General features: G+C 71.4%; 18 protein-coding genes and 1 pseudogene. 8 read left to right on the forward strand and 11 right to left on the reverse strand.

The features are described from left to right. Nucleotides 1–1437: 1437 nt before the first annotated feature. Nucleotides 1438–2082 carry a class I SAM-dependent DNA methyltransferase gene (locus tag ACQP0U_RS02165; protein WP_433315282.1) on the reverse strand — a complete coding sequence of 215 codons (645 nt, stop codon included), beginning with the start codon at nucleotides 2080–2082 and terminating at the stop codon, nucleotides 1438–1440. A gap of 108 nt (nucleotides 2083–2190) precedes the next feature. Here ACQP0U_RS02165 and ACQP0U_RS02170 point away from each other — a divergent pair, with 108 nt between their 5' ends. Further along, nucleotides 2191–2739 (forward strand): DUF4240 domain-containing protein, encoded by a 549-nt coding sequence (locus tag ACQP0U_RS02170; protein WP_433315284.1) that lies wholly within the window; start codon nucleotides 2191–2193, stop codon nucleotides 2737–2739. 25 nt (nucleotides 2740–2764) lie between these two features. Here ACQP0U_RS02170 and ACQP0U_RS02175 read toward each other — a convergent pair whose 3' ends face one another. Next, nucleotides 2765–3382, reverse strand: coding sequence for a pyridoxamine 5'-phosphate oxidase family protein (locus ACQP0U_RS02175; protein WP_433315286.1), 618 nt, complete (start codon nucleotides 3380–3382; stop codon nucleotides 2765–2767). Between the two features lie 166 nt (nucleotides 3383–3548). Here ACQP0U_RS02175 and ACQP0U_RS02180 point away from each other — a divergent pair, with 166 nt between their 5' ends. From ACQP0U_RS02180 to ACQP0U_RS02190, 3 genes and pseudogenes are all read left to right on the forward strand, one after another. Beyond that, on the forward strand, nucleotides 3549–4052 hold the full coding sequence (locus tag ACQP0U_RS02180) for a DUF2231 domain-containing protein (RefSeq protein WP_433315288.1): 504 nt from the start codon (nucleotides 3549–3551) through the stop codon (nucleotides 4050–4052). Then, nucleotides 4052–4603: an Hsp20/alpha crystallin family protein gene (locus ACQP0U_RS02185; RefSeq protein ID WP_433315290.1), complete on the forward strand. Its 552-nt coding sequence runs from the start codon at nucleotides 4052–4054 to the stop codon at nucleotides 4601–4603. Before ACQP0U_RS02180 ends, ACQP0U_RS02185 begins: the two co-directional genes overlap by 1 nt. An 8-nt stretch (nucleotides 4604–4611) precedes the next feature. After that, a pseudogene (locus ACQP0U_RS02190) lies at nucleotides 4612–5720 on the forward strand (glycosyltransferase family 9 protein). 6 nt (nucleotides 5721–5726) lie between these two features. Here the strand turns inward: ACQP0U_RS02190 and ACQP0U_RS02195 are convergent. Both ACQP0U_RS02195 and rfaE2 read right to left on the reverse strand, forming a co-directional pair. Continuing rightward, nucleotides 5727–6605 (reverse strand): glycosyltransferase family 2 protein, encoded by an 879-nt coding sequence (locus ACQP0U_RS02195; protein WP_433315292.1) that lies wholly within the window; start codon nucleotides 6603–6605, stop codon nucleotides 5727–5729. Next, nucleotides 6602–8440: a D-glycero-beta-D-manno-heptose 1-phosphate adenylyltransferase gene (gene rfaE2 / locus ACQP0U_RS02200; RefSeq protein WP_433315294.1), complete on the reverse strand. Its 1839-nt coding sequence runs from the start codon at nucleotides 8438–8440 to the stop codon at nucleotides 6602–6604. The genes ACQP0U_RS02195 and rfaE2 overlap by 4 nt, the downstream gene beginning before the upstream one ends. A 444-nt stretch (nucleotides 8441–8884) precedes the next feature. Here rfaE2 and ACQP0U_RS02205 point away from each other — a divergent pair, with 444 nt between their 5' ends. Beyond that, nucleotides 8885–10561 carry an MDR family MFS transporter gene (locus ACQP0U_RS02205; RefSeq protein ID WP_433315295.1) on the forward strand — a complete coding sequence of 559 codons (1677 nt, stop codon included), beginning with the start codon at nucleotides 8885–8887 and terminating at the stop codon, nucleotides 10559–10561. Nucleotides 10562–10604: 43 nt separating this feature from the next. Here ACQP0U_RS02205 and ACQP0U_RS02210 read toward each other — a convergent pair whose 3' ends face one another. Continuing rightward, complete coding sequence (locus tag ACQP0U_RS02210) at nucleotides 10605–11462, reverse strand: helix-turn-helix domain-containing protein (RefSeq protein WP_433315297.1); 858 nt, start codon at nucleotides 11460–11462, stop codon at nucleotides 10605–10607. A 148-nt stretch (nucleotides 11463–11610) separates the two neighbouring features. On the opposite strand from ACQP0U_RS02210, the gene ACQP0U_RS02215 reads away from it, so the two are divergent. Continuing rightward, complete coding sequence (locus tag ACQP0U_RS02215; RefSeq protein WP_433315299.1) at nucleotides 11611–12720, forward strand: NAD(P)/FAD-dependent oxidoreductase; 1110 nt, start codon at nucleotides 11611–11613, stop codon at nucleotides 12718–12720. 35 nt (nucleotides 12721–12755) lie between these two features. Here the strand turns inward: ACQP0U_RS02215 and ACQP0U_RS02220 are convergent, their stop codons facing one another. After that, nucleotides 12756–13388 carry a TetR/AcrR family transcriptional regulator gene (locus tag ACQP0U_RS02220; protein WP_433315301.1) on the reverse strand — a complete coding sequence of 211 codons (633 nt, stop codon included), beginning with the start codon at nucleotides 13386–13388 and terminating at the stop codon, nucleotides 12756–12758. 125 nt (nucleotides 13389–13513) lie between these two features. On the opposite strand from ACQP0U_RS02220, the gene ACQP0U_RS02225 reads away from it, so the two are divergent. After that, nucleotides 13514–14548: an aldo/keto reductase gene (locus tag ACQP0U_RS02225; RefSeq protein ID WP_433315303.1), complete on the forward strand. Its 1035-nt coding sequence runs from the start codon at nucleotides 13514–13516 to the stop codon at nucleotides 14546–14548. Nucleotides 14549–14583: 35 nt separating this feature from the next. Here the strand turns inward: ACQP0U_RS02225 and ACQP0U_RS02230 are convergent, their stop codons facing one another. After that, nucleotides 14584–15075: an NUDIX domain-containing protein gene (locus ACQP0U_RS02230; protein WP_357267241.1), complete on the reverse strand. Its 492-nt coding sequence runs from the start codon at nucleotides 15073–15075 to the stop codon at nucleotides 14584–14586. 71 nt (nucleotides 15076–15146) lie between these two features. Between ACQP0U_RS02230 and ACQP0U_RS02235 the strand changes: the two genes are divergently transcribed. Beyond that, nucleotides 15147–16781, forward strand: coding sequence for a fatty acid--CoA ligase (locus ACQP0U_RS02235; RefSeq protein WP_433320555.1), 1635 nt, complete (start codon nucleotides 15147–15149; stop codon nucleotides 16779–16781). 186 nt (nucleotides 16782–16967) lie between these two features. On the opposite strand, the gene ACQP0U_RS02240 is transcribed toward ACQP0U_RS02235, so the two are convergent. The 4 genes from ACQP0U_RS02240 to ACQP0U_RS02255 all read right to left on the reverse strand — a co-directional run bounded on the left by ACQP0U_RS02240 (nucleotide 16968) and on the right by ACQP0U_RS02255 (nucleotide 20382). Further along, nucleotides 16968–17978 (reverse strand): NADPH:quinone reductase, encoded by a 1011-nt coding sequence (locus ACQP0U_RS02240; protein ID WP_433315304.1) that lies wholly within the window; start codon nucleotides 17976–17978, stop codon nucleotides 16968–16970. Nucleotides 17979–18006: 28 nt separating this feature from the next. Next, nucleotides 18007–18669: an HAD family hydrolase gene (locus ACQP0U_RS02245; protein WP_433315306.1), complete on the reverse strand. Its 663-nt coding sequence runs from the start codon at nucleotides 18667–18669 to the stop codon at nucleotides 18007–18009. Between the two features lie 24 nt (nucleotides 18670–18693). Then, on the reverse strand, nucleotides 18694–19521 hold the full coding sequence (locus tag ACQP0U_RS02250) for an SCO6745 family protein (RefSeq protein WP_433320558.1): 828 nt from the start codon (nucleotides 19519–19521) through the stop codon (nucleotides 18694–18696). A gap of 189 nt (nucleotides 19522–19710) precedes the next feature. Then, nucleotides 19711–20382 (reverse strand): FKBP-type peptidyl-prolyl cis-trans isomerase, encoded by a 672-nt coding sequence (locus tag ACQP0U_RS02255; protein WP_433315307.1) that lies wholly within the window; start codon nucleotides 20380–20382, stop codon nucleotides 19711–19713. Nucleotides 20383–20412 lie beyond the last annotated feature (30 nt).

The following is a 20412-nucleotide window of genomic DNA, read 5'->3' on the forward strand; positions in this document are numbered from 1 at the left end:
TTGTGCGCCTGCGCCGCCCTGTGGGCCTTGAGGGCCGGTGGCGCCTTGTGCGCCTGCGTCGCCTTGCGGGCCTTGAGGGCCGGTGGCGCCTTGTGCGCCTGCGTCGCCTTGCGGGCCTTGAGGGCCGGTGGCGCCTTGTGCGCCTGCGTCGCCTTGCGGGCCTTGGAGGCCGGTGGCGCCTTGTGCGCCTGCGTCGCCCTGCGGGCCTTGTGCGCCCGCGTCGCCTTGGGGGCCGGTGGCGCCTTGGAAGCCTTGGGTACCTTGTGCGCCTGCGTCGCCTTGCGGGCCTTGGAGGCCGGTGGTGCCTTGTGCGCCTGCGTCGCCCTGTGGGCCTTGGAGGCCGGTGGTGCCTTGTGCGCCTGCGTCGCCCTGTGGGCCTTGGAGGCCGGTGGTGCCTTGTGCGCCTGCGTCGCCCTGTGGGCCTTGGAGGCCGGTGGTGCCTTGTGCGCCTGCGTCGCCCTGTGGGCCTTGGAGGCCGGTGGTGCCTTGTGCGCCTGCGTCGCCTTGCGGGCCTTGGGCGCCGGTGGCGCCTTGGAAGCCTTGGAAGCCTTGGAAGCCTTGGGTGCCTTGTGCGCCTGCGTCGCCCTGTGGGCCTTGGGCGCCGGTGGCACCTTGTGCGCCTGCGTCGCCCTGTGCCCCCTGAGCGCCCGATTCCCCCTGAGCGCCCTGGGCGCCCGTGTTGCCCTGGGCGCCTTGAGCGCCCTGGGCGCCCGCCTCGCCCTGGAATCCCTGGGCGCCTTGAGCGCCTGCGTCGCCCTGTGTGCCTGCGTTGCCCTGAGCGCCTTGCGCACCGTGAGCGCCTGCGTCTCCTTGGGCGCCTTGAGCACCCTGGGGGCCTTGGGTGCCATGCTTGTCGTGCGGGTAGCCACCCTTGCCCTTGTCGTGTCCACCCCACGGGCTCTGCCAGCCCTGCGGGCCGTAGTCCGTTTGCCCGTCGGGGTACTGGTCCCACGAATCGTCTGGTCCGTCGCCGTCTTGGCGGATGGTCGACAAGGATGACGGCCACGCGCCGTATTGGCCGAGCGGACCGGGCGTACCGATGTGTAGGTCCTGTGCGGACGGCTTCGCTTCCACCGGTTGCGCTGCGGCTGCGGGCCCACCCGTCATTCCGACCACCAGTAGGGCGGAACTCAGCCCTGAGGCGGCTCGGCCATGGTTCCGCCTCGGCCGCAGCCGTCGGTTGTTGCTCATGACCCCTCCAGAGCCGCCCCGGATACACCAGAGCTACCTACTAGTCGCCTGCCCATGGTGGCTGGGCGAGTCGTAGCGTATTAGACCTATTGGTCCCTTGAGAGAGGTTTAGCCACGAGTTGGGTACATTAAGGAGAAAAGCGGAACTTATTTGCGATAAGGGCATAAGCCTTGGCTGCTGCGTGGCGTACCTACTGTGTGGCCGATCAATCCAAGGGCCTGTCGCGTTTGGCGATGGATCGCCGCTCAGGGCTCCCGTCGCCCGACGATGATCCCGCCGAGCCGGCTCTCCGCCGAGGTGACAGTGGTCTGCGAGTCGACTGTGAACCCGTTCTCGCGCAGCCAGGCCGCCACCTGCGCCGGCTGACGACGATGGACGTGCACGTTCATCGGGTGGCCGCCGTAGCCCTCCGTCTTGTGTGTCGTCTCGTCGCCCACGTGGAAGCCGAGCAGCAGGGGGCCACCGGGACGCACCACCCGCCGGAAGTGCGCGAACACCGCGCCGATCTGGTCGTCCGGGATGTGGATGAGCGAGTACCAGGCGACCACACCGTCGACCGAGCCGTCGGCCAGATTGAGGTCGGTCATCGAGCCGACCTCGAACCTCAGCTCAGGGTGATCACGGCGGGCCACGTCGATCATCCCGGGCGAGAGGTCGATCCCGAAGGCGTCGACGCCGAGCGTGTGCAGGTAGGCGGTGATTCGCCCGGTCCCGCAGCCCACATCCGCGACCGGTCCGCCGCCGGCACCCCGCACGAGTTCTGCGAACGAAGCCAGAGCGGCCCGTTCGTAGGGTGCTTCCGCCAGGAGGTTGCGTACCAGGTGCGCGTAGCTGACCGCGACCGTGTCGTAGGAGGTACGGGTTTCCGCCAACCAACAGTCATCGTCCACCCGGCAACGCTAGAGCAGTGACACGACGACCGGCCGGTGTGGAGGCCGACGAGTCTGACGGTCCGTGGAGGTGGTGGGCGTGTCGGTGGTGGTCGATATGGTCCGGCGGTGACCGTGACCACCGATGCTCCTGGGACGCTGCCCACCCCCGCCGACGAGGCCCGGCTGTGGGCGCTCATCGAGGCGGCCTGGGCCGAGTTGGGCGCTGAGCCCTTGGCGCTGCGCCAGGCTCTCGTCGAGCGCGACCCCGCCGACGACGGCGATGACGACGACCAGTTCTACGCGATCGACGCCTGGCTTGATGCCTTCCTGGAACGCCTCGGGCAGTTGACCGCCGAGCTGGCCGGGCAGGAGTTGACCGATCTCGACCGGGTGGTGGAGCGCAAGCTGCACGACATCGACCGGGAGGACATCCACGAGGTGACCGACGGGTCGGACGACGGCTTCCTCTACGCCCGAGGGTTCATCGTCGCCCTGGGACGGGCGTACTACGAGGCGGTCCGCGCGAACCCCGCGATGGCGCTGCTGGACGCCGACTGCGAGGGCATGTGTTATCTCTTCGCGCACCTGCACAACGATCGGTTCGGTTCGTGGCCGGAGACCGGCTCCGGGATCTCGCGGGAGTCGTTCGGCAACCCGGGCGGCTGGTCGAGCTGACCGGCGCCGCCCGAGTCAGCCCGGGTCACACGTAGATCTTTGTGGCGTACTCCGGGCCGTAGTGCCGTTCCAGGTCTTCGAGGCTCTCCGTCGGGGCCTCGACCTCCTTGATCAGGCGTGCCCGCGACGGCAGTGCCTCGGGCTGCCAGGTCTCCGGCTTCCACAGCGCTGACCGTAGGAACGCCTTCGCGCAGTGGTAGAAGATCTGCTCGATCTCCACCACCACGGCGAGCACCGGCCGGTGGCCCTTGACCACCATGTCGTCGAACCAGGGCGCGTCCCTGACCAGGCGGGCCCGCCCGTTGATCCGTAGCGTGTCGGTCCGCCCGGGGATCAGGAAGAGCAACCCGATGTGCGGGTTGTCGAGGATATTGCGGTAGCCGTCGGCCCGCCTGTTGCCGGGCCGCTCGGGCAGCGCGATCGTCGTGTCGTCGAGCACCAGTGCGAACCCGGCCGGGTCGCCCTTCGGTGAGACGTCGCAGCTGCCGTCCGCGCCGGACGTGGCCATCAGACAGAACGGCGAGGCGCCGAGCCAATCACGGTCCCGCTCGTGCAGGCGGGTGCGTTCCTTGTTGGCGGCCCGCGCGTGCGGCACGCCGAGCAGCTCGCGCAACTCCTCGTGCGAGGTGATCTCCACCGTCACGTTGATCCTCCCTCAGCCGTTGATCCGGTGGCGGGCACCACCGTGGTCAGCCTATGCCGCCGTGACCAGCGCGAGGTTTGTGCCTGGTTGCCGGGGGTACGGCCTCACCCGACGCGCTCGCCGCACGCAACCGTTCCGCAGGACGCCGACAGGTGGAGGCCGGAAGATGGAGAGCCGACTCAAGGTGCTGGGTCACCCAGTCCATCCGATGCTTGTCATGTTCCCGGTCGCGTTGCTGGCCACGGCGGTGCTGTTCGACGTGGTGGACACCGTGGGTGGTCCGGACTTCCTCGGCGAGGTCGCGTACTGGAACATCACCGTCGGCCTGATCGGTGGCCTGCTCGCCGCGGCGGCCGGCTCGTTCGACCTGCTGGCGATCCCGACCGGCACCCGGGCGAAGCGGGTGGGTCTGCTGCACGCGGCGGCCAACATCGCGGTGATCCTGCTCTTCGCCGCCGTGTGGGCGGTGCGGCTCAATGCGGATTCCCGGGCGGCCGGTGGGGCGCTCGTCGCCATCGAGGTGGTCGCGCTGGCGATCCTCGGCATCAGCGCCTGGCTCGGTGGTGAGCTGGTCGACCGGCTCGGTGTGGGCGTCGACCGCGACGCCGGCCTGGACGCGCCCAGCTCACTACGGCCGCCGACGGCCACCCAGCGGATCGGAGAGGTGTGATGAGCGAGCAGCAGTTCGGCGGCTTCGGCCGGGGATGGCGGGGCAGCCGGCAGCAGGGCTGGGACCCGATGGGGGAGTTGCAGTCGCTGCGCGCCGAGTTGAGCCGCCTGGTCGGTGGTCGCGCCGGGGCGTCCGACGTCGAGTTGACCGAGATCTCCGACGGCTGGGAGGTGGTCGTTCGACTGCCCGGGGTGGCGCCGGAGGAGGTGGCGGTCGAGTTGGACGACCGCGAGTTGTGCGTGCGGGCCCGCTCGGAGGCGGAGGTCAACGCCGACCAGGGCATCCCGGGCGGCTTCGAGACGCGCGGCTTCGAGTACCGCGTCAACCTGCCGTCGCGGGTCGACCCGGACGCCATCGACGCGGTGATGGACCACGGCCTGCTCCGGGTCCGCCTGCCTCGGGCGACCCGGCCCACGCCGCGCACCATCACCGTGGGCCGCACCGGGCCGCGCTCCGGTGACCTCTCCACGGGTACGCCGATGCCTGCCGATCCCGCTGCGGACCGGGAGCTGCACCGCCCGGACACCGCCGGCGAGATCGACCGGCCGTAGCGGGCCGGGTGGTCTCCCCGTCCCTGCTCGGCCCGACCGCCGAGCGCCTCCCCGACGTGCGGCGGATCGCCGTGCTGCGCGCCAACGCGCTCGGCGATTTCATCTTCACCCTGCCGGCGCTTGACGCGCTGCGTGACGCGTACCCCTCGGCGGAGATTGTGTTGCTCGGTGCGCCGTGGCACGCGAAGCTCTGGCGCGACCGGCCCGGCCCGGTGGACCGGGTGCTGGTGGTGCCGCCGGCACCCGGCATCCGTTCCCCGGACCCGGGTGAGCCCGAGTCGTCGATGGACGACTTCCTGGCCACCGCCGCCGGCGCGGGCTTCGACCTGGCGGTGCAGATCCATGGTGGCGGCGCCAACTCCAATCCGCTGGTCAGCCGGCTCGGCGCACGGGTGACGGTCGGCCTGCGCGCCGACGACGCGCCGCCGCTGGACCGGTGGCTCCGCTACGTCTACTACCAGCATGAGGTGATCCGCTACTTGGAGGTGGTGGCGCTGGTGGGGGCACCGGGCACCACCATCGTGCCGACGCTGACGGTGACCGACGCCGACCGGGCCGAGGCCGCCCGGGTGCTCGGCCCGGCCGACCGGCCCCGGGTGGCGCTGCACCCGGGGCCTCCGACACGCGCCGCCGCTGGCCCGCCGATCGCTTCGCCGAGGTGGCCCGCGTGCTGCACGAGGACGGGTACGAGGTGCTGGTCACCGGCACGCCCTCCGAGCAGGAGGTGGTGGACCGGGTCGTCGCGGCGGCCGGCGTGCCGGTGCGACCGCAGGTGGGCACGCTCAGCCTCGGCGGGCTGCTGGGTTGCTACGCCGACTGCGCGCTTGTCGTCTCCAACGACACCGGCCCGCTGCACGTGGCGGCGGCGGTGGGTGCGCCCACAGTGGGCATCTTCTGGGTCGGCAACCTGATCAACACGGCGAATCCGTTGCGCGGCCGGCACCGGCCGATCTGTTCCTGGACCGTGCACTGCCCGGTCTGCGGGGTGGACTGCACGCCGGGCATCTATCCGCACCGGCCGGGTGACGGTGAGTGCCCGCACCGGGATTCCTTCGTTGCCGACGTTCCGGTGATCGAGGTGCTGGAAGCCGCCCGGGAGTTGCTCCCGCCGCGGTGACGCCGCTCAGGCCGGCTGCGGGGTGTCCTCGTCGGCGAGGACGACCTCCCACGCCTCCACGTCCCGGTCGGTGACTGTGGTGGGAGACTCCAGGTGGTACGCGCCGCTGGGCAGGATGCCCGCCCCGCCGTGGCGGGACAGCACGGCGAGCTGTGCGGCCACGTCCTCGCCCTGGTGCTTCTCCTGCACCCGACGCCAGAAGTCGAAGCCACCGGCGTCGACGAGTTTGGCCCGGTCGTAGAGCACACACCCGCCGATCCAGGAGACCTTGTACGCCCGCCAGGCGCCCGGCGGCAGCGCCAACTGCTCGGTGATGTGCAGCAGGTTGGCGGCCGAGTGGATCCGGGCCCGGTTCCACTCCGGGGTGTCGGGCCGGATCCGCTCCGGTGTGGGCGGGCCGGCCCACTCCTCGTAGTGGCCGTGCGATTCCGGCCGCACGTCATCGGTGTACGAGAGGCCGTGCACTCCGTTGCCGACGAATCCGCAGCCCAGCTCACCGATCGCGGTGACCAGGCGGTGCAGGGCCCCCGGTTCCAGCCAGATGTCGTCGTCGAGACTGAGGACGTACCGGGCCGCCGAGGCGGCGAGCAGGTACGCCCGGTGTTCGGCCAACCCCCGGCGGGGCAGCCGGCGGGTCAGCAGCACCGGGTGACCCCGGTGCCGCAGCGCCCGGACCATGGTGGCCGCTGCGGGATGCGCGAACGCCGGGTCCCCATCGGACTGATCGCTGACGACCACCCCGAAGCCGGGGACTCCGTCCTGGGCGGCGAGTCCGCCCAGGGTGACGGCCAACTCGGCGGGCCGGTTCCGGGTCGGAATCAGCACGTCGACCAGCCGGTCGGCACGGAACTCCGCAGGGGTGCCGAGATCGAGGGGGCGGTTCACGACGCCTGGGTACGGGTGCGCAGCGACGGGTCTGGCTCCCGTTCACCTGTGTGCGGCGACGGGTCCTGGCTGTGCGACCGGATCCGCTCGATGATCGCGGAGGTGGACCGGTCCGGCACGTACCCCAGGGTGCGCACCTGACCGCCCAGCCGGCGCACCAGCGGCGCCTCCGGCACCAGCTCCGGCGGATAGTCGCCGCCCTTGACGTACACGTCCGGTCGGACCGCCTCGATCAGCGCGGCGGGTGAGTCCTCCTCGAAGACCACCACGTGGTCCACGCAGGCGAGCGCGGCGAGCAGGGCACCCCGGTCCTCGACCGGGTTGACCGGCCGGTCCGGGCCCTTCAGTCGTCGTACGCTGCCGTCCGAGTTGACCGCGACGATGAGCAGGTCGCCCAACGCGCGGGCCTGCTCCAGGTAGCGCACGTGCCCGCGATGCAGCACGTCGAAGCAGCCGTTGGTGAAGACCACCGACCGTCCCGCCTCGCGGTACTCGGCGACGATCGCGTCCAACTCGTCGCCGCCGACGAGCGCCGGGTGGCTCGTGGTGTCGGTCGGCTGGTCGAGCGCGGCGAGCAGGTCGTCCCGCCGGCACACGCAGGTGCCGGTGTCCGAGACCGTGATGGTGGCCGCCAACTGGGCGAGCTGGGCCGCGGTGGGCAGGGGCGCGTCGGCGGCCAGGGCCAACGTCATCGCCGCCAGGTACGCGTCGCCGGCACCCACGGCGTGACTCGCCGGCACCGGGGTGCTGTGGCTGCGTCGTGGCTCCCCGTCGGCGCCCCCGACCACCGCGCCCTCGGTGTCCAGGGTCACCGCGACCACGTCGGCACCGGTGTGGGCGCGCAGTTCGGCCAGGCGCGACTCGGCCAGGACCGCCCGGTCGACGCCCTCGCCGGCCCGGGTGTTCACTGTGACGCCGGTTCCGGTAACGCTGAGCCCGTCGCCGGTGAGGGCCACCCGTCCCTCACCCGGGGTGGGCTCACCGACAGGTCCCGGGTGCCCGGGTCGGGACGGCTCGGCGGTTGTGTCGTCGGCGCGTACCGCCCCCGGGGCCGCGCCCACTGTCATCTCGGAGGGCCCGTCGGCCGGGTCGCCGCCGTCCGGGTGTTCCAGGTGCAGCTCCGTGCCGCCGGTCGGTCGGGTCGTGCCACCCGCGCGGGCCAACAGCCGGGTCGCCTCGGCGAAACTGGGGGTGACCACTGTCGGCGCGAGGCCCCGCCAGTCGGCCAGGTCGTGGGCGTCCAGCGCGACAGTGGCGTACCGCTCGCGGTTCCTGACCAGCCACGCGCGGACCGGCGCGGGCAGCGCGCCCAGGCCGTAGTCACAGACCACCAGGGTCGGCGCCTCCCCACCGGCGGCGGCGCGCAACTCCTCGGTGGCGCAGCTCAGGGCGGTGAGCAGCCGGCCCACACCGTCGTGGTCCAGGGCGTCCTCCGGGTCGCCGGAGTCCTCGCGCAGCAGGATCTGGTTGCCGGCCAACATCCGCCGCTTGACCGGGGTGGGCCGCCCGGGTTGGTTGACGGTGCGGTCCCAGACGCCGGCCCGGTCCAGGCAGTCGTGCAGTTCGTCTCCGGCGACGTCGGCGCCGACAGGTGCCACCAGCACCGCCCGGCCGCCGAGGGCGGCGACGTTGACTGCGGTGTTCGCTGCCCCACCGGCGGCGGAGATCCGCCGACGCAGGGTGAGGACCGGGGCGGGCGCCTCACGGCAGAGCCGGTCGGAGTCGGCGAACCGCCACTCGTCCAACATGGCGTCACCGACGATCAGGACTGGGCGTCCGAGCCAGCTCTCCACGACGGTGGCGAGCCGGCGCTGTTCCGCTGCTGCTCCTGCCATGCCTCCCCGGGTCCCCAGCGGCCTGGCCGACAAACCTGCGCGGTGACCGGTCCCGCCGCTGGTCAGTGCCGCAGTCGACGGTTTCTGACCGGTCCGGACCGGGCCGAACGCTGTCCGGCCTGTTTCGGGCGTTCGGGGGTGGGAAGGGGATTGAGGTACCCCCGGAGAGGAGATGTACCGAGATGGCAGCGACATTGCAGGGCAAGCGGATCGCCTCCCTGCAGCCGCACACCCGACGACCTCCCCGCCTTCTGCGCAGCAATCACCAAACCTCCACCACCTCCCAACCCCACCCTTTCCCCCGTTGATCATGAAGTTATTGCCACGACACGCCGCGCGGGGAGGCAATAACTTCATGATCAACGCTGCTGGTCCGGGGTGCGGCGGGGGTTGGGTTTTTTGCGGTTCGGCGCATGTTCTGCGGGTGGCGGGATAGAAGGGCACATGACCACCGAAGCATCCGACGCGCCGGTGCTGAATCGTCAGCAGATCCGGCTGCTCATGTTCGGCCTGATGACCGGAATGCTGCTGGCCGCACTCGACCAGACCATCGTCGGTACGGCGTTGCCGACGATCGTGGGCGAGCTGGGCGGGATCAACCACTACTCCTGGGTGGTCACCGCGTACCTGCTCGCCTCGACAGCGTCGACGCCGCTCTACGGCAAGATGGCCGACCTGTACGGGCGCCGCCCGGTCTTCCTCTTCTCGATCGGCACGTTCCTGGTCGGGTCGTTGCTGGCCGGGCTGTCGCAGAACATGACACAGCTGATCGTCACCCGGGGTATCCAGGGTCTCGGCGCTGGTGGTCTGTTGACGCTCGCGTTCACGATCATCTCGGACGTGGTGTCACCCCGGGAGCGTGGTCGCTACCAGGGCCTGTTCGGCGCGGTCTTCGGTATCTCGTCGGTCGCCGGGCCGCTGGTGGGTGGTTACTTCGCGGAGACCGACTGGCGGTGGATCTTCTACATCAACGTGCCGCTGGCGATTCTGGCCATCGTGGTCTGTTACCACGTGATGCGGCTGATCCCGTTCGAACGTCGGGACCACTCGATCGACTGGCTGGGCGCCGGCCTGCTGGTCGCCGGGGTGAGTTCCCTGCTGCTCGCGCTGAGCTGGGGTGGCAACGAGTACGCCTGGGGCTCCGGCGTGATCATCACGCTCTTCGTGGTCGGTGCGGTGCTGGGGGTGCTCTTCGTCCTCCAGGAGGCCCGGGTGGCCGAGCCGATCCTGCCGCTGCGGCTGTTCCGCAGCCCCACTTTCGCGCTGGCAAACTCGTCCCTGCTCATCATCGGTCTGGTGATGTTCGGTTCGATCATCTTCATCCCGCTGTACCTGCAGATCGTGAAGGGTGCCTCGCCGACCCGCAGCGGTCTGCTGATGCTGCCGATGATGGCCGGCATCATCATCACCTCGATCCTCACCGGCCGCGCGATGACCCGGATCGGCCGCTACAAGTGGTTCCCGGTGGCCGGCTCGGTGACGCTCCTGGCCGGCATGTTCCTGTTCACCCAGTTGGAGGTGGCCACCTCACTCTGGGTCGCGTTCGGGTTCATGGTGGTGATCGGCGTCGGGCTGGGTCTGTGCATGCAGTCGCTGATCCTGGCGGTGCAGAACGCGGTCTCCGTACGGGACCTGGGGGCTGGCACCTCCTCGGCGACCTTCTTCCGGTCGCTTGGCGGTTCGTTCGGGGTGGCGATCCTCGGCACTGTGCTCTCGTCCCGGCTGACCGGCGGGCTGGCCGACCGGTTGCCCGGCGCGATCGCGCAGCTCCCGCCGCAGGAGCAGGCCGCCGTCGCGGCGAGTGGCGGCGCCAACATCTCGATCAATGATCCGGCAACCATCCTGGCCCTGCCGGGGCCGGTGCGCGCGGCCATCCAGGGCGCCTTCGTCGACGCGCTGGACATGGTCTTCCTGACCGCCGGCCTGATCGCGATCGTGGCGGTGGTGGTCACCCTGGCGCTGCCCAACACGCAGCTGCGGGGTGCCGGTCCGCAGGGTGCCACGGGTGGTGCCGACCCGCTCGGCGGCGAGGCCCCGGCCCCGGGCGGCAAGCCGTTGACCCGCGAGTCCAAGGAGGAGGCCGCCGCCGACATGGAGGCCAAGTCGCAGACGATGATCTGAGCGTGTCGACCGACCGTCCCGGAGGCATCCGGGGCGGTCGGCGTCAGCCGGCCACGAGGCGGAGCGGCTGCGGGTGCTGGTTGTCGAGGCGGTCGAGCGCGGCGGAGGTCGCCGCGTCGGCGGGCAGGTACACGATCAGACACTGGTCATCGTCCGCGGGGAGTTCGAGGGTCTCGTACCCGAGCCGGAGCATGCCCACCTCGGGATGGGCCAGTCGGAAGATGCCGCTGGCCTTTGGCAGGCTGGGGACCGTGTCGACGCGCCGGGTGAAGGCGTCGCCCGCCGTGACGGTCAGCTCGTCCGCCAGGGCCGCCATCGGGGGATACGCCCGGAACGGACCCTGCTTGAGGGCGGCGACCTGCTCGTCGGCCAGCTGGTCCCAGTCGGGGTACGCGCTGCGTGCCCGGCTGTCGCCGAGGACGAACCGGGCGAGGTTGGGCGGCGTCGCGTCCAGCAGACCGATCGGTCTGACCAGCCGTTCGTAGCCGGTGGTGTGGGCGAGCACGTCGCTGAGCTGGTTGAGCAGCACCGCCGGTGTGGGTTCGAGACGGTCGAGCAGCGCTCGCACGGTCGGACGTACCTCGCCGTTCGGATGGCTGCGGCCCCGGCAGTTGTAGCTGGGATCGGCCGCCTTGGTGAGGCGGTGCAGGTGGAGGCGTTCGTTCCAGTTCAACCGGAGTGCGGTGGCGAGCGCGGCGAGCACCTGCGGGGAGGGTCGGCGGTCGCGGCCCTGTTCGAGTCTCGTGACGTACTCCACGCTCACGTCGGCGAGGGCCGCCACCTCGGAGCGGCGTAGCCCGGGGGCGCGGCGGCGCGGCCCGGCGGGCAGTCCCACCTCGGCCGGCGTCACCGCTTCACGGTGGACGCGCAGGAACAACCCCAGCTCGTTGTCGCTCACCATCCGAACGTAGCAACGTCGGCGGATCGGATGGTGTCCCTGCCACTACCAGCCTCAGTCCGGCCTCCCTGGCTTCCGGCCAGCTGACGACGGTGGGGAGAGGCGCTCGACAGCGGTCGAGCGGAAATCCCTGGTCGGTAGGAGCTGAGTCATGAGTCGTACGGTTGCGGTCGTCGGCGGCGGTTACGGGGGTACGGCGGTCGCCAAGGCGCTGGAGTCACAGGCCGATGTCGTCCTCATCGATCCGCGGGACGCGTTCGTCAACGTCGCGGGATCGCTGCGGGCGCTGGCCCAGCCCGAGTGGGCCGGGAACATCTTCTTCCCCTTCGACACGGTCCTCACGCGTGGCACGGTGATCCGGGATCGAGCGGTCTCGGTGGATCCCGGCGGCGTCACGCTGGCCTCGGGTCGGCGTGTCGCGGCGGACTATCTGGTGCTGGCCACCGGCTCGAGCTACGCCTACCCGGCCCGGCTCAACGCCGACTCCATCGAAGTCGCGCTCGACGAGCTGCGCCAGACCAACAAGGAGCTGGCCAGCGCCGAGCGGGTGCTCATCCTCGGCGCCGGGCCGGTCGGGTTGGAGCTGGCCGGAGAGATCAAGGCCGGCTGGCCGGACAAGCACGTGACCATCGTCGATCCGGCCGAGCGACTGCTGCCCGGCTTCGATCCGGAGATGCGCGATGACCTGCACCGACAGCTCGACGAACTGGGCATCCAGGTGCGGCTGGGCACCAGCCTGGCGGCGCCGTTGCCGACCGAGGCCAATCGGGCCGCGACCTTCACGGCCACCACCACCGACGGCGACGAGATCACCGCCGACATCTGGTTCCGTGCCTTTGGTCTGCGGATCAACAGCGACTACCTCGCCGACGGTCGACTGACCACGCTCACCTCGCGGGGGCAGGTACCCGTCGCCGAGACCCTCCACGTCCGGGGCTCCGACGACATCCTCGGCCACGTCTACGCGATCGGTGACCTCACCGATGTCGCCGAGGAGAAATTGGCCGCGTACGCGCTGCGGCACGCCGAGGTCGTGGTGCAGAACATCACCGCCCAGCTGCGTGGCGAGCAGGCCACGGCCACCTACCAGCCGATGCCCGATCCGATGATCCTGCTCCCACTCGGGCCCCGGCACGGTGTCGGCCAGATGCCCACGCCCGACGGCCCGGCCGTCGTCCCGGCCGCGACGGTCGCCGAGTACAAGGGCGTCGACCTGTTCACCGGCCGCTTCACCGCGCAGTTCGGCCCCACCGCCGCCTGAGACGCCCCGGCTGGCCGCGGGTGGTGCCACAGGGGTCAGCTGGGGCGGCGGTAGGCGCCGTACCACCAGGTGGCGGCCAGCTCCCTGGCGGCTGCCGCGTCGGTGTCGGGGTCGGCCGATGTCGTGCTGACGTGGTCGGCGAGGAAGCGGTCGCCGCCGATCACGATCAGCCGGCTGGCCGCCGTCACGTCCAGTTCGGCGGGGGTACGCCCGGCCTGCTGCTCGACCCGGAGCGCGTCCACGGTGCGGGCCACGAACTGCTCCAGCCCGGTCGCCCAGTACTCCCGGACCGCCTCGTCGTACGCGGCGACCTCACTGATCGCGGCCAGCACCGGGGCGTACGTCCGGTATATCCGGATCACGTCGGCGAAGACCTCGGTCAACCTCGCGAGCGGATCGCCGGGGCCGCCCGGGTTCCAGTCGCCGGTGCGGTCGAACGAGCTCTCCCGCATGGTGCCGGCGAGGCGCATGAGCAGCTCGGTCTTGTCCCGGAAGTGGGTGTAGAAGGTCGACCGCGCCACACCGGCCTCGGCGGCGATCCGCTGCACCCCGAGGTCGGTGAAGCGGATTCCCTCCTTCAGGAGCCGCTCGGTGGCCGCGAGCACCCGCGCTTCGACGGCGGCGCGTCCGTCGGGGTTGCGCGGGCGGCGGCGGGTGATCGAGGGCATAGCCGGAATCCTAGGTGGCCGGGGGCGGGGTCGGCGACGTACGCTCGTTGCCGGACACAGTGTCCGACATAGTGACCACGGAGTGCCTGACCTCGGCCTCCGACCCACCACGAGGAGCAACACACGTGAAGTACCGACTGCTGGGCAACACCGGGGTGTACGTCTCGGAGATCTCGCTCGGCGCGATGACCTTCGGCGGTAGCGGGCACCCGCTCTGGGGCACCCTCGGTGGGCTGGCGCTGCCCGAGGTGCAGCGGATGGTGGACACCGCGCTGGACGCGGGCGTCAACTTCGTCGACACCGCCGACGGCTACAGCGACGGCGAGAGCGAGGAACTGCTCGGCCAGGCGCTCGGCAAGCGGCGTCGCGACGTCGTGCTGGCGACGAAGGTGCACTCCCGCACCGGTCCCGGCCCGAACGACGTCGGCACCTCCCGGCTGCACATCATGCAGAACCTGGAGGACAGCCTGCGCCGGCTGGGCACCGATCACATCGACCTGTACCAGATCCACAACTTCGACCAGATCACTCCCATGGAGGAGATGCTGCGCGCGCTCGACGACGCGGTCCGGCAGGGCAAGGTCCGCTACATCGGTGCCGCCAACTTCGCCGCCTGGCAGATCTCCAAGGCGCTGGGCATCTCCGCCCGGGAGAAGCTGGCCGGGTTCGTCTCGGTGCAGGAGTACTACTCGCTGCTGGGCCGGGACGTGGAGCGCGACGTGGTGCCGATGGCGCTCAACGAGGGTGTCGGGCTGACCGTCTGGAGCCCGCTCGCCGGTGGTTTCCTCTCCGGCAAGGTCAGCCGGGACGGCGCCGTCGCCGACAGCGGCGCGCGCAGCGCCCAGCCCGGCTACAGCAGCTTCACGCCGTTCGAACCGGAGCACGCCTTCGGGGTGGTCGACGTGCTCAAGGGCGTCGCCCAGCGGCACGAGGTCAGCCCGGCCCGGGCGGCGGTCGCCTGGCTGCTGGCCAAGCCCGCCGTGACCAGCGTGATCATCGGTGCCCGCAAGCACGAGCAGCTTGTCGACAACATCGCCGCCTCGGACCTCACGCTGACCGCGGAGGATCTCACCGAGCTGGACGAGGCCACCAAGCTGCCGGTCGCGTACCCGAACTGGATCCAGGAAGGGTTCTTCGCCGGGCTCCGCCTGCCGCAGTGAGGCACGGCCCCGGGGTGGGTGACTCCGGGGCCGCCCTACTTCAGGATGAGCCGGTTGGTCTGCTCGAAGACGTCCAGGTCGGCCAGGGTCTCGATGACCGAGGTGGAGAGCGGGGCGGGGAACCGGTCGCGGGCGAAGAAGCCGGCGTCGGTCGTCTCGTCGGTGACCCGGGCCAGTTGCCCGTCCCACTCCTCGACCTTGAACGCCGTCGTGAACACCTGGTACGTGTGGCCGTACATGTTGGTGCTCGTCCGGTCCGGGCCGGTGTAGAGGGCGAACGCGCAGACCCGCAGCGCGCGCAGCCCGGTCTCCTCACGGACCTCGCGTACCGCGCAGTCGGCGATCGACTCGCCCAACTCCATCGCGCCGGCCGGCATGGCCCACTGGCCGTTGTCCGAGCGTTTGATCAGCAGTATGCGTCCGGCGTCGTCGTTGACCACGGCACGGGCGCCGACGAACATCAGCGTCCGGTCCCCGGCGATCGCGCGCAACTGCCCCACGTATGAGTCGGCCCAGGAGATGCTCACCTGCGACAACTTACGGGGGTTCCCAACGTGTGACCGCCGACACTAGCTTGTTACCCATGCGTAGCACGATGATGGACGCCCCTCTGCAGATCTCCCGGATCCTCGACCACGGTGCCGGGGTGCACGGCATGGCTGAGGTGGTCACCTGGACGGGTGCCGAACCCCGCCGGATGACGTACGCCGAGGTGGGCCGTGCCGCCGCCCGGCTGGCACACGCGCTGCGCGACGAGTGTGGGGTGACCGGGGACGAGCGGGTCGCCACCTTCATGTGGAACAACAACGAGCACCTGGTCGCCTACTTCGCGGTGCCGAGCATGGGCGCGGTGCTGCACACGCTCAACATCCGGCTCTTCCCCGACCAGGTCGTCTACATCGCCAACCACGCCGAGGACCGGGTGGTGCTCGTCGACAGCACGCTCATCCCGCTGCTGGCCCGGGTGATCGGTGAGCTGACCACGGTGCGGCACGTCGTGGTGGTCGGCGGCGGCGACCCGGCGCCGCTGGTGGCGGCCGCCGGCGATCGGATCACCGTGCACCACTGGGACGCGCTGCTCGCCGACCGGCCGGACACGTACGACTGGCCCGAGGTGGACGAGCGCGACGCCGCCGCGCTCTGCTACACCTCGGGCACCACGGGCAACCCGAAGGGCGTGGCCTACTCGCACCGGTCGATCTACCTGCACTCGTTGCAGGTGTGCATGCCTGAGGGTTTCGGTCTCGGGCCGACCGACCGGGAGCTGGCCATCGTGCCGATGTTCCACGCCATGTCGTGGGGTCTGCCGTACGCGGCCTTCCTCTCCGGCGCGTCGCTGATCATGCCGGACCGGTTCCTCCAGGCCGCGCCGATCGCCGAGATGATCGCGGCCGAGCGGCCCACCCTGGCCGGCGCGGTGCCGACCATCTGGACCGACCTGCTGGCCTACCTGGACAGCCACGACGTGGACACCTCCTCGCTCGGTGAGGTCATCGTCGGCGGTTCGGCGTGCCCGCCCGCGCTCATGCACGCGTTCGACGAGCGGCATGGGATCGACGTCATCCACGCCTGGGGGATGACCGAGATGTCCCCGCTGGGGTCGGTTTCGCGTCCGCCCGCAGGTGTGACAGGTGAGCAGGCGTGGCGCTACCGCTACACGCAGGGGCGGGTGCCGGCGGGCGTGCAGGCGCGAATTGTCGGCCCCTCGGGCGAGCCGATGCCCGCCGACGGCAGGGCCGTGGGCGAGCTGGAGGTCCGTGGGCCGTGGGTGACCGCCAGGTACGTCGGTGACGACGCCCCGGACGAGGAGAAGTTCCGCGACGGCTGGCTGCGTACCGGCGACGTGGGCACCCTCTCGCCGGACGGGTACATCACGCTCACCGACCGCGCCAAGGACGTGATCAAGTCCGGGGGTGAGTGGATTTCGTCGGTGGAGCTGGAGAACGCGCTGATGGCCCACCCGGCGGTGCTGGAGGCGTGCGTGGTGGGTGTCCCGGACGAGCGGTGGGACGAACGGCCGCTGGCCACGGTGGTGGTCCGGGAGGGCGCCTCGGTGACCGCCGAGGAGTTGCGGGACTTCCTGGCCGGGTCGGTGGCGCGCTGGCAGTTGCCGGAGCGCTGGGCGTTCATCGACACGGTGCCCAAGACCAGCGTGGGCAAGTTCGACAAGAAGGTCGTCCGTTCGCGGTACGCCGGGGGCGAGCTGACTGTCCGGGAGCTGACAGCCCCGTAACGTTTTGCCAGGCACTGTCGCCTGTTGGGGCGGGAGTACTCCTGAACAACCCTCCCCAGGGGCGGCCCCGGCGTTCGCACCGCGCCGGGGCCGCCCGCTCCACGCGGGGTGACCCGCACCGTCATTGTTGCGAAAGTTGTTCGCTTCTGTCCTGCTGACGGGGAAATCGGGTGGTCAGCGACCCGATCAGGCGTCGCTGGTGGTGATGAGCACCTTGCCCACCGTCGAGTCCTCCACCGCCTGGTGCGCCGCGGCAGCCTCGGCCAGCGGGTAGTAGTGCAGCGGCAGGCCCGCGTCCGCGCCGACCCGGATGCCACCCTGACTGGCCGCCGCCGCCACGTCCTTCACGCCCTGCGCCTTGGCCGCCTTCGGCTCCGTGTAGACAAGCACGAACTGCCAGCGGGCGTTCGGCGCCATCATCGCCCGGATCGGGATGCTCACCTCGGCCCCGCCGGTGTCGGCGTACATGCAGACCGCGCCACCGTGCCGCAGCACCTGCACGTCGGTCGGGGCGTTGCGGGCGGGGGAGACCTCGACGATCGTGTGGACCCCGTCGGGAGCGATCTTGTGGATTTCCTCGACCACGTCCTGCTCCCGATAGTTGATCACGAAGGACGCGCCGGCCGACGCCGCGAGCTGCGCCTTCTCCGCGCTGCTCACCGTGGCGATCACCGTGGCGTCGGCCCAACGGGCGAGCTGGATCGCGGCGTTGCCGACCGCCCCCGCCCCGCCCTGCACCAGCACCGTGTGATCCGCCAGCGCGCCGGCCCGCAGCGTGTCCGGCATGAACTCGCCGGCGGTCAGACAGCGGTGCGCGGTGAGGAACGGGATGCCCAGGGCTGCGCCCAGCTCGAACGGGGCGGCACCGAGGCGTACCGCCTGCCGGACCGGCACCAGCGTGTATTCCGCCGTCGTGCCCCACGGTCGCTGGAAGGCGGCCTCCCAGACCCACACCCGTTCACCGATCAGGTCGGGGTCGACCCCGTCACCGACCGCCTCGACCAACCCCGCGCCGTCCTGCCCGGGAATCTGCCACCCGTCCGGCGGGGAGTTGCGGCGGGACTTCCAGTCGGTCGGGTTCACCCCGGAGACCGCCATCCGCACCAGGACCTCGCCCGCGCCCGGCTCCGGCACCGGCCGGTCGACCAGATCGAGCACCGAAGGGTCGCCGTTGCGCTCGTACACGATGGCCTTCATCCGTGGTCTCTACCCGGCTCGGCCCGCGTCAACCCAGCTCGTCCACCAGGTCCGCTGTCAGCTCACCGATCCCGTTCAGCGTCACCACGGCCAGCCCTGCGGCGTCCGGGTCGAGCGGGTACGAGCCGTGCGGCACCGCCACCACCCGCATCCCCGCCGCCGCTGCGGAGCGCACCCCGTTCGACGAGTCCTCCACCGCCACACAGCGGGTCGGATCGACGCCGAGGCGCTGCGCCACGCTCAGGTACACGTCCGGTGCGGGCTTGCCCCGCTCGGTCTGCTCGGTGGAGAGGGTCGCGCCGAACGCGTCGGTCAGACCGGTCGCCGCCAGCGCCGCCTCGATCAGCCGGGTCGGCGACGAACTGGCCAACCCGAGCGGCCACCGCCCGGCCAGCCGGCGGACGACCTGGTCGGCGCCGTCGATGAGGGGTACGTGGTCCCGGTAGCGTCGGGTCATCTCCTCGACCACCTCGGCGGCGACCTGCTCGGCGGTGCGGCCGACGCCCAGCTCTCCGCTGAGGTAGTGGGCCCACTCGCCGGTGCTCATCCCCATCAGCCGGCGTTGTGTGTCCGGCTGCCACGTCCCGCCGTGTGTCGCCACGTACGCCCGCCGGACCTCCTCCCACACCGGCTCGGAATCCACGATCACGCCGTCCAGGTCGAAGACCACCGCATCCGTCACGGGCCCCATCCTGCCCGACCGGTGGGTGCCCGGTCAGCCGGGCAGCGCGGGCAGGCCGAGCGGGCTGCCCTCGGGGAGCAGGGTGTGACCGGACCTGGCGATCGGCTCCAGCAGCTCCCGCAGCCGGTCCGTGTCGTGGGGGCCGAGCGCGTTCCACGGGTGCGCGGAGGCCCGGTCGGTGGCGTCCTCGACGGCCTGGAACCCGGCCCGGGCGTGGTCGGTGGCCGTGCCGTCCCCGGTCAGCCAGCCCCGCTGGGTGAGCCGCTCGCGGGCGGCGTGCCACTGCTCCTCGGACCATCCCCGGCCCAGCAGGTACTGCGGCGGCGAACCGTCAAGCGCGACCCGCCCGGTGAGCGTCTCCACCGGGTCCAGCCCGGCGGCCACAAGCGCCGCCACGTGCCCGTCCCCCCGGTGCTCGCGCAACGTCGTGGCGGCCTGCCAGAGCCGCGCCAGCGGGTACTCCCCGGCCGGGAGCGCCGCGTTGGCCGCGCCGAGCACCCGGCCGGCGGTCTGCGCTGCCGAGGCGGCCCGCTCCAGCAGGTCGGCGGCCTCCACCAGGTGCGACTCGGGTAGCTCGTAGGTCAGCTCGGCGAGCGCCTGCACGGCACCGGTCAGGCGGGCGCGCAGCGCCTCCTGCGGGGTGGCCAACCGCCACACCGCAGGGAGCGCGCGGTGCACCATCGGCGGCGCGAAGTTGAAGAAGGCGGCGATCACCGGAGCCGCCTCGGTGGCGCCCAACGGCGCGGCCCGACCGGCGAAGTAGCCGCGCCAGTAGCCGCGCAGCCCGACCGCCTCGTACGCGGCGCGGGCCCGGGGGTGCAGATAGGTGACCGCGTGCACCGGCTCGAAGTACGCCCACATCGACCGGGCAGTCCGCCCAGGCTCGTCCAGCGCCGTCACATGCACCTCCGCGTCCCGGTTCCGGATGCTCACCCCGGGCGGCGAACCGCCCGGGGTGACGCCGAACCTACTGCCGCTGGGTGACGGGCCGGAAGCCCCATGTGAACAACTCCATCGCGTCCCGGCGACAACCGGGACGACCCGGACAGGTCACTGGGCGGCGAGTACGTCCACCACGAAGCGCAGCGGGCCGGTGGGACGTCCACCGCCGGCGGCCGCGTCGTTGCCGTACGCCAGCTCGCCCGGGATGTCGAGCTGCACCCGGCTGCCCACCGTCACACCGACCAGGCCCTGGTCCCAGCCGGGGATGACCTGGCCGACACCGATCGGGAAGGTGGCCGGCTGCCCGGCCTTCCAGGAGGAGTCGAACTCCTTGCCGTCCTTGAAGAACACCCCCACGTAGTTGGTGGTGATGTTCTGGCCCTTCTGCACGGCCGGGCCCTTGCCCTTGATCAGCGGGGTGACCACGAGCTTCTTCAGGTCACCAGTGCCCGGCGTCACCGTCGGCTTGGTGCCCAGCGCCGGGTCGGCGCCCTCGGGCAGCTGCGGAGCCGGGGGCGCGCCGGCCTCGTCGGGGGCCGGGGCCGAGGCGGACGGGGTCGCGTCGGCCTGGGTCTTGGGCTTGTCGTCGCCCCCACCGATCGTCACGAAGACCGCGATCAGCACGCCGACCACGGCGACGGCGGCGAGGCCGCTGGCCCACGCGTTGCGCTTCCGCCTCGCGTCGGCGGCCTTCTTCTCCGCCAACTGGGCGGCCAGGCGGCGCCCCGACTTGGTCGCCGGGCTCTGGTCTGGGCCCTTCTGCTGCGTCCGCTCGCTCACGTCGTCGACTCCCTGCTGCGAAGTGTGGCC

It is taken from the genome of Micromonospora sp. CA-269861 (genome assembly GCF_050948505.1).
Lineage (GTDB): Bacteria > Actinomycetota > Actinomycetes > Mycobacteriales > Micromonosporaceae > Micromonospora.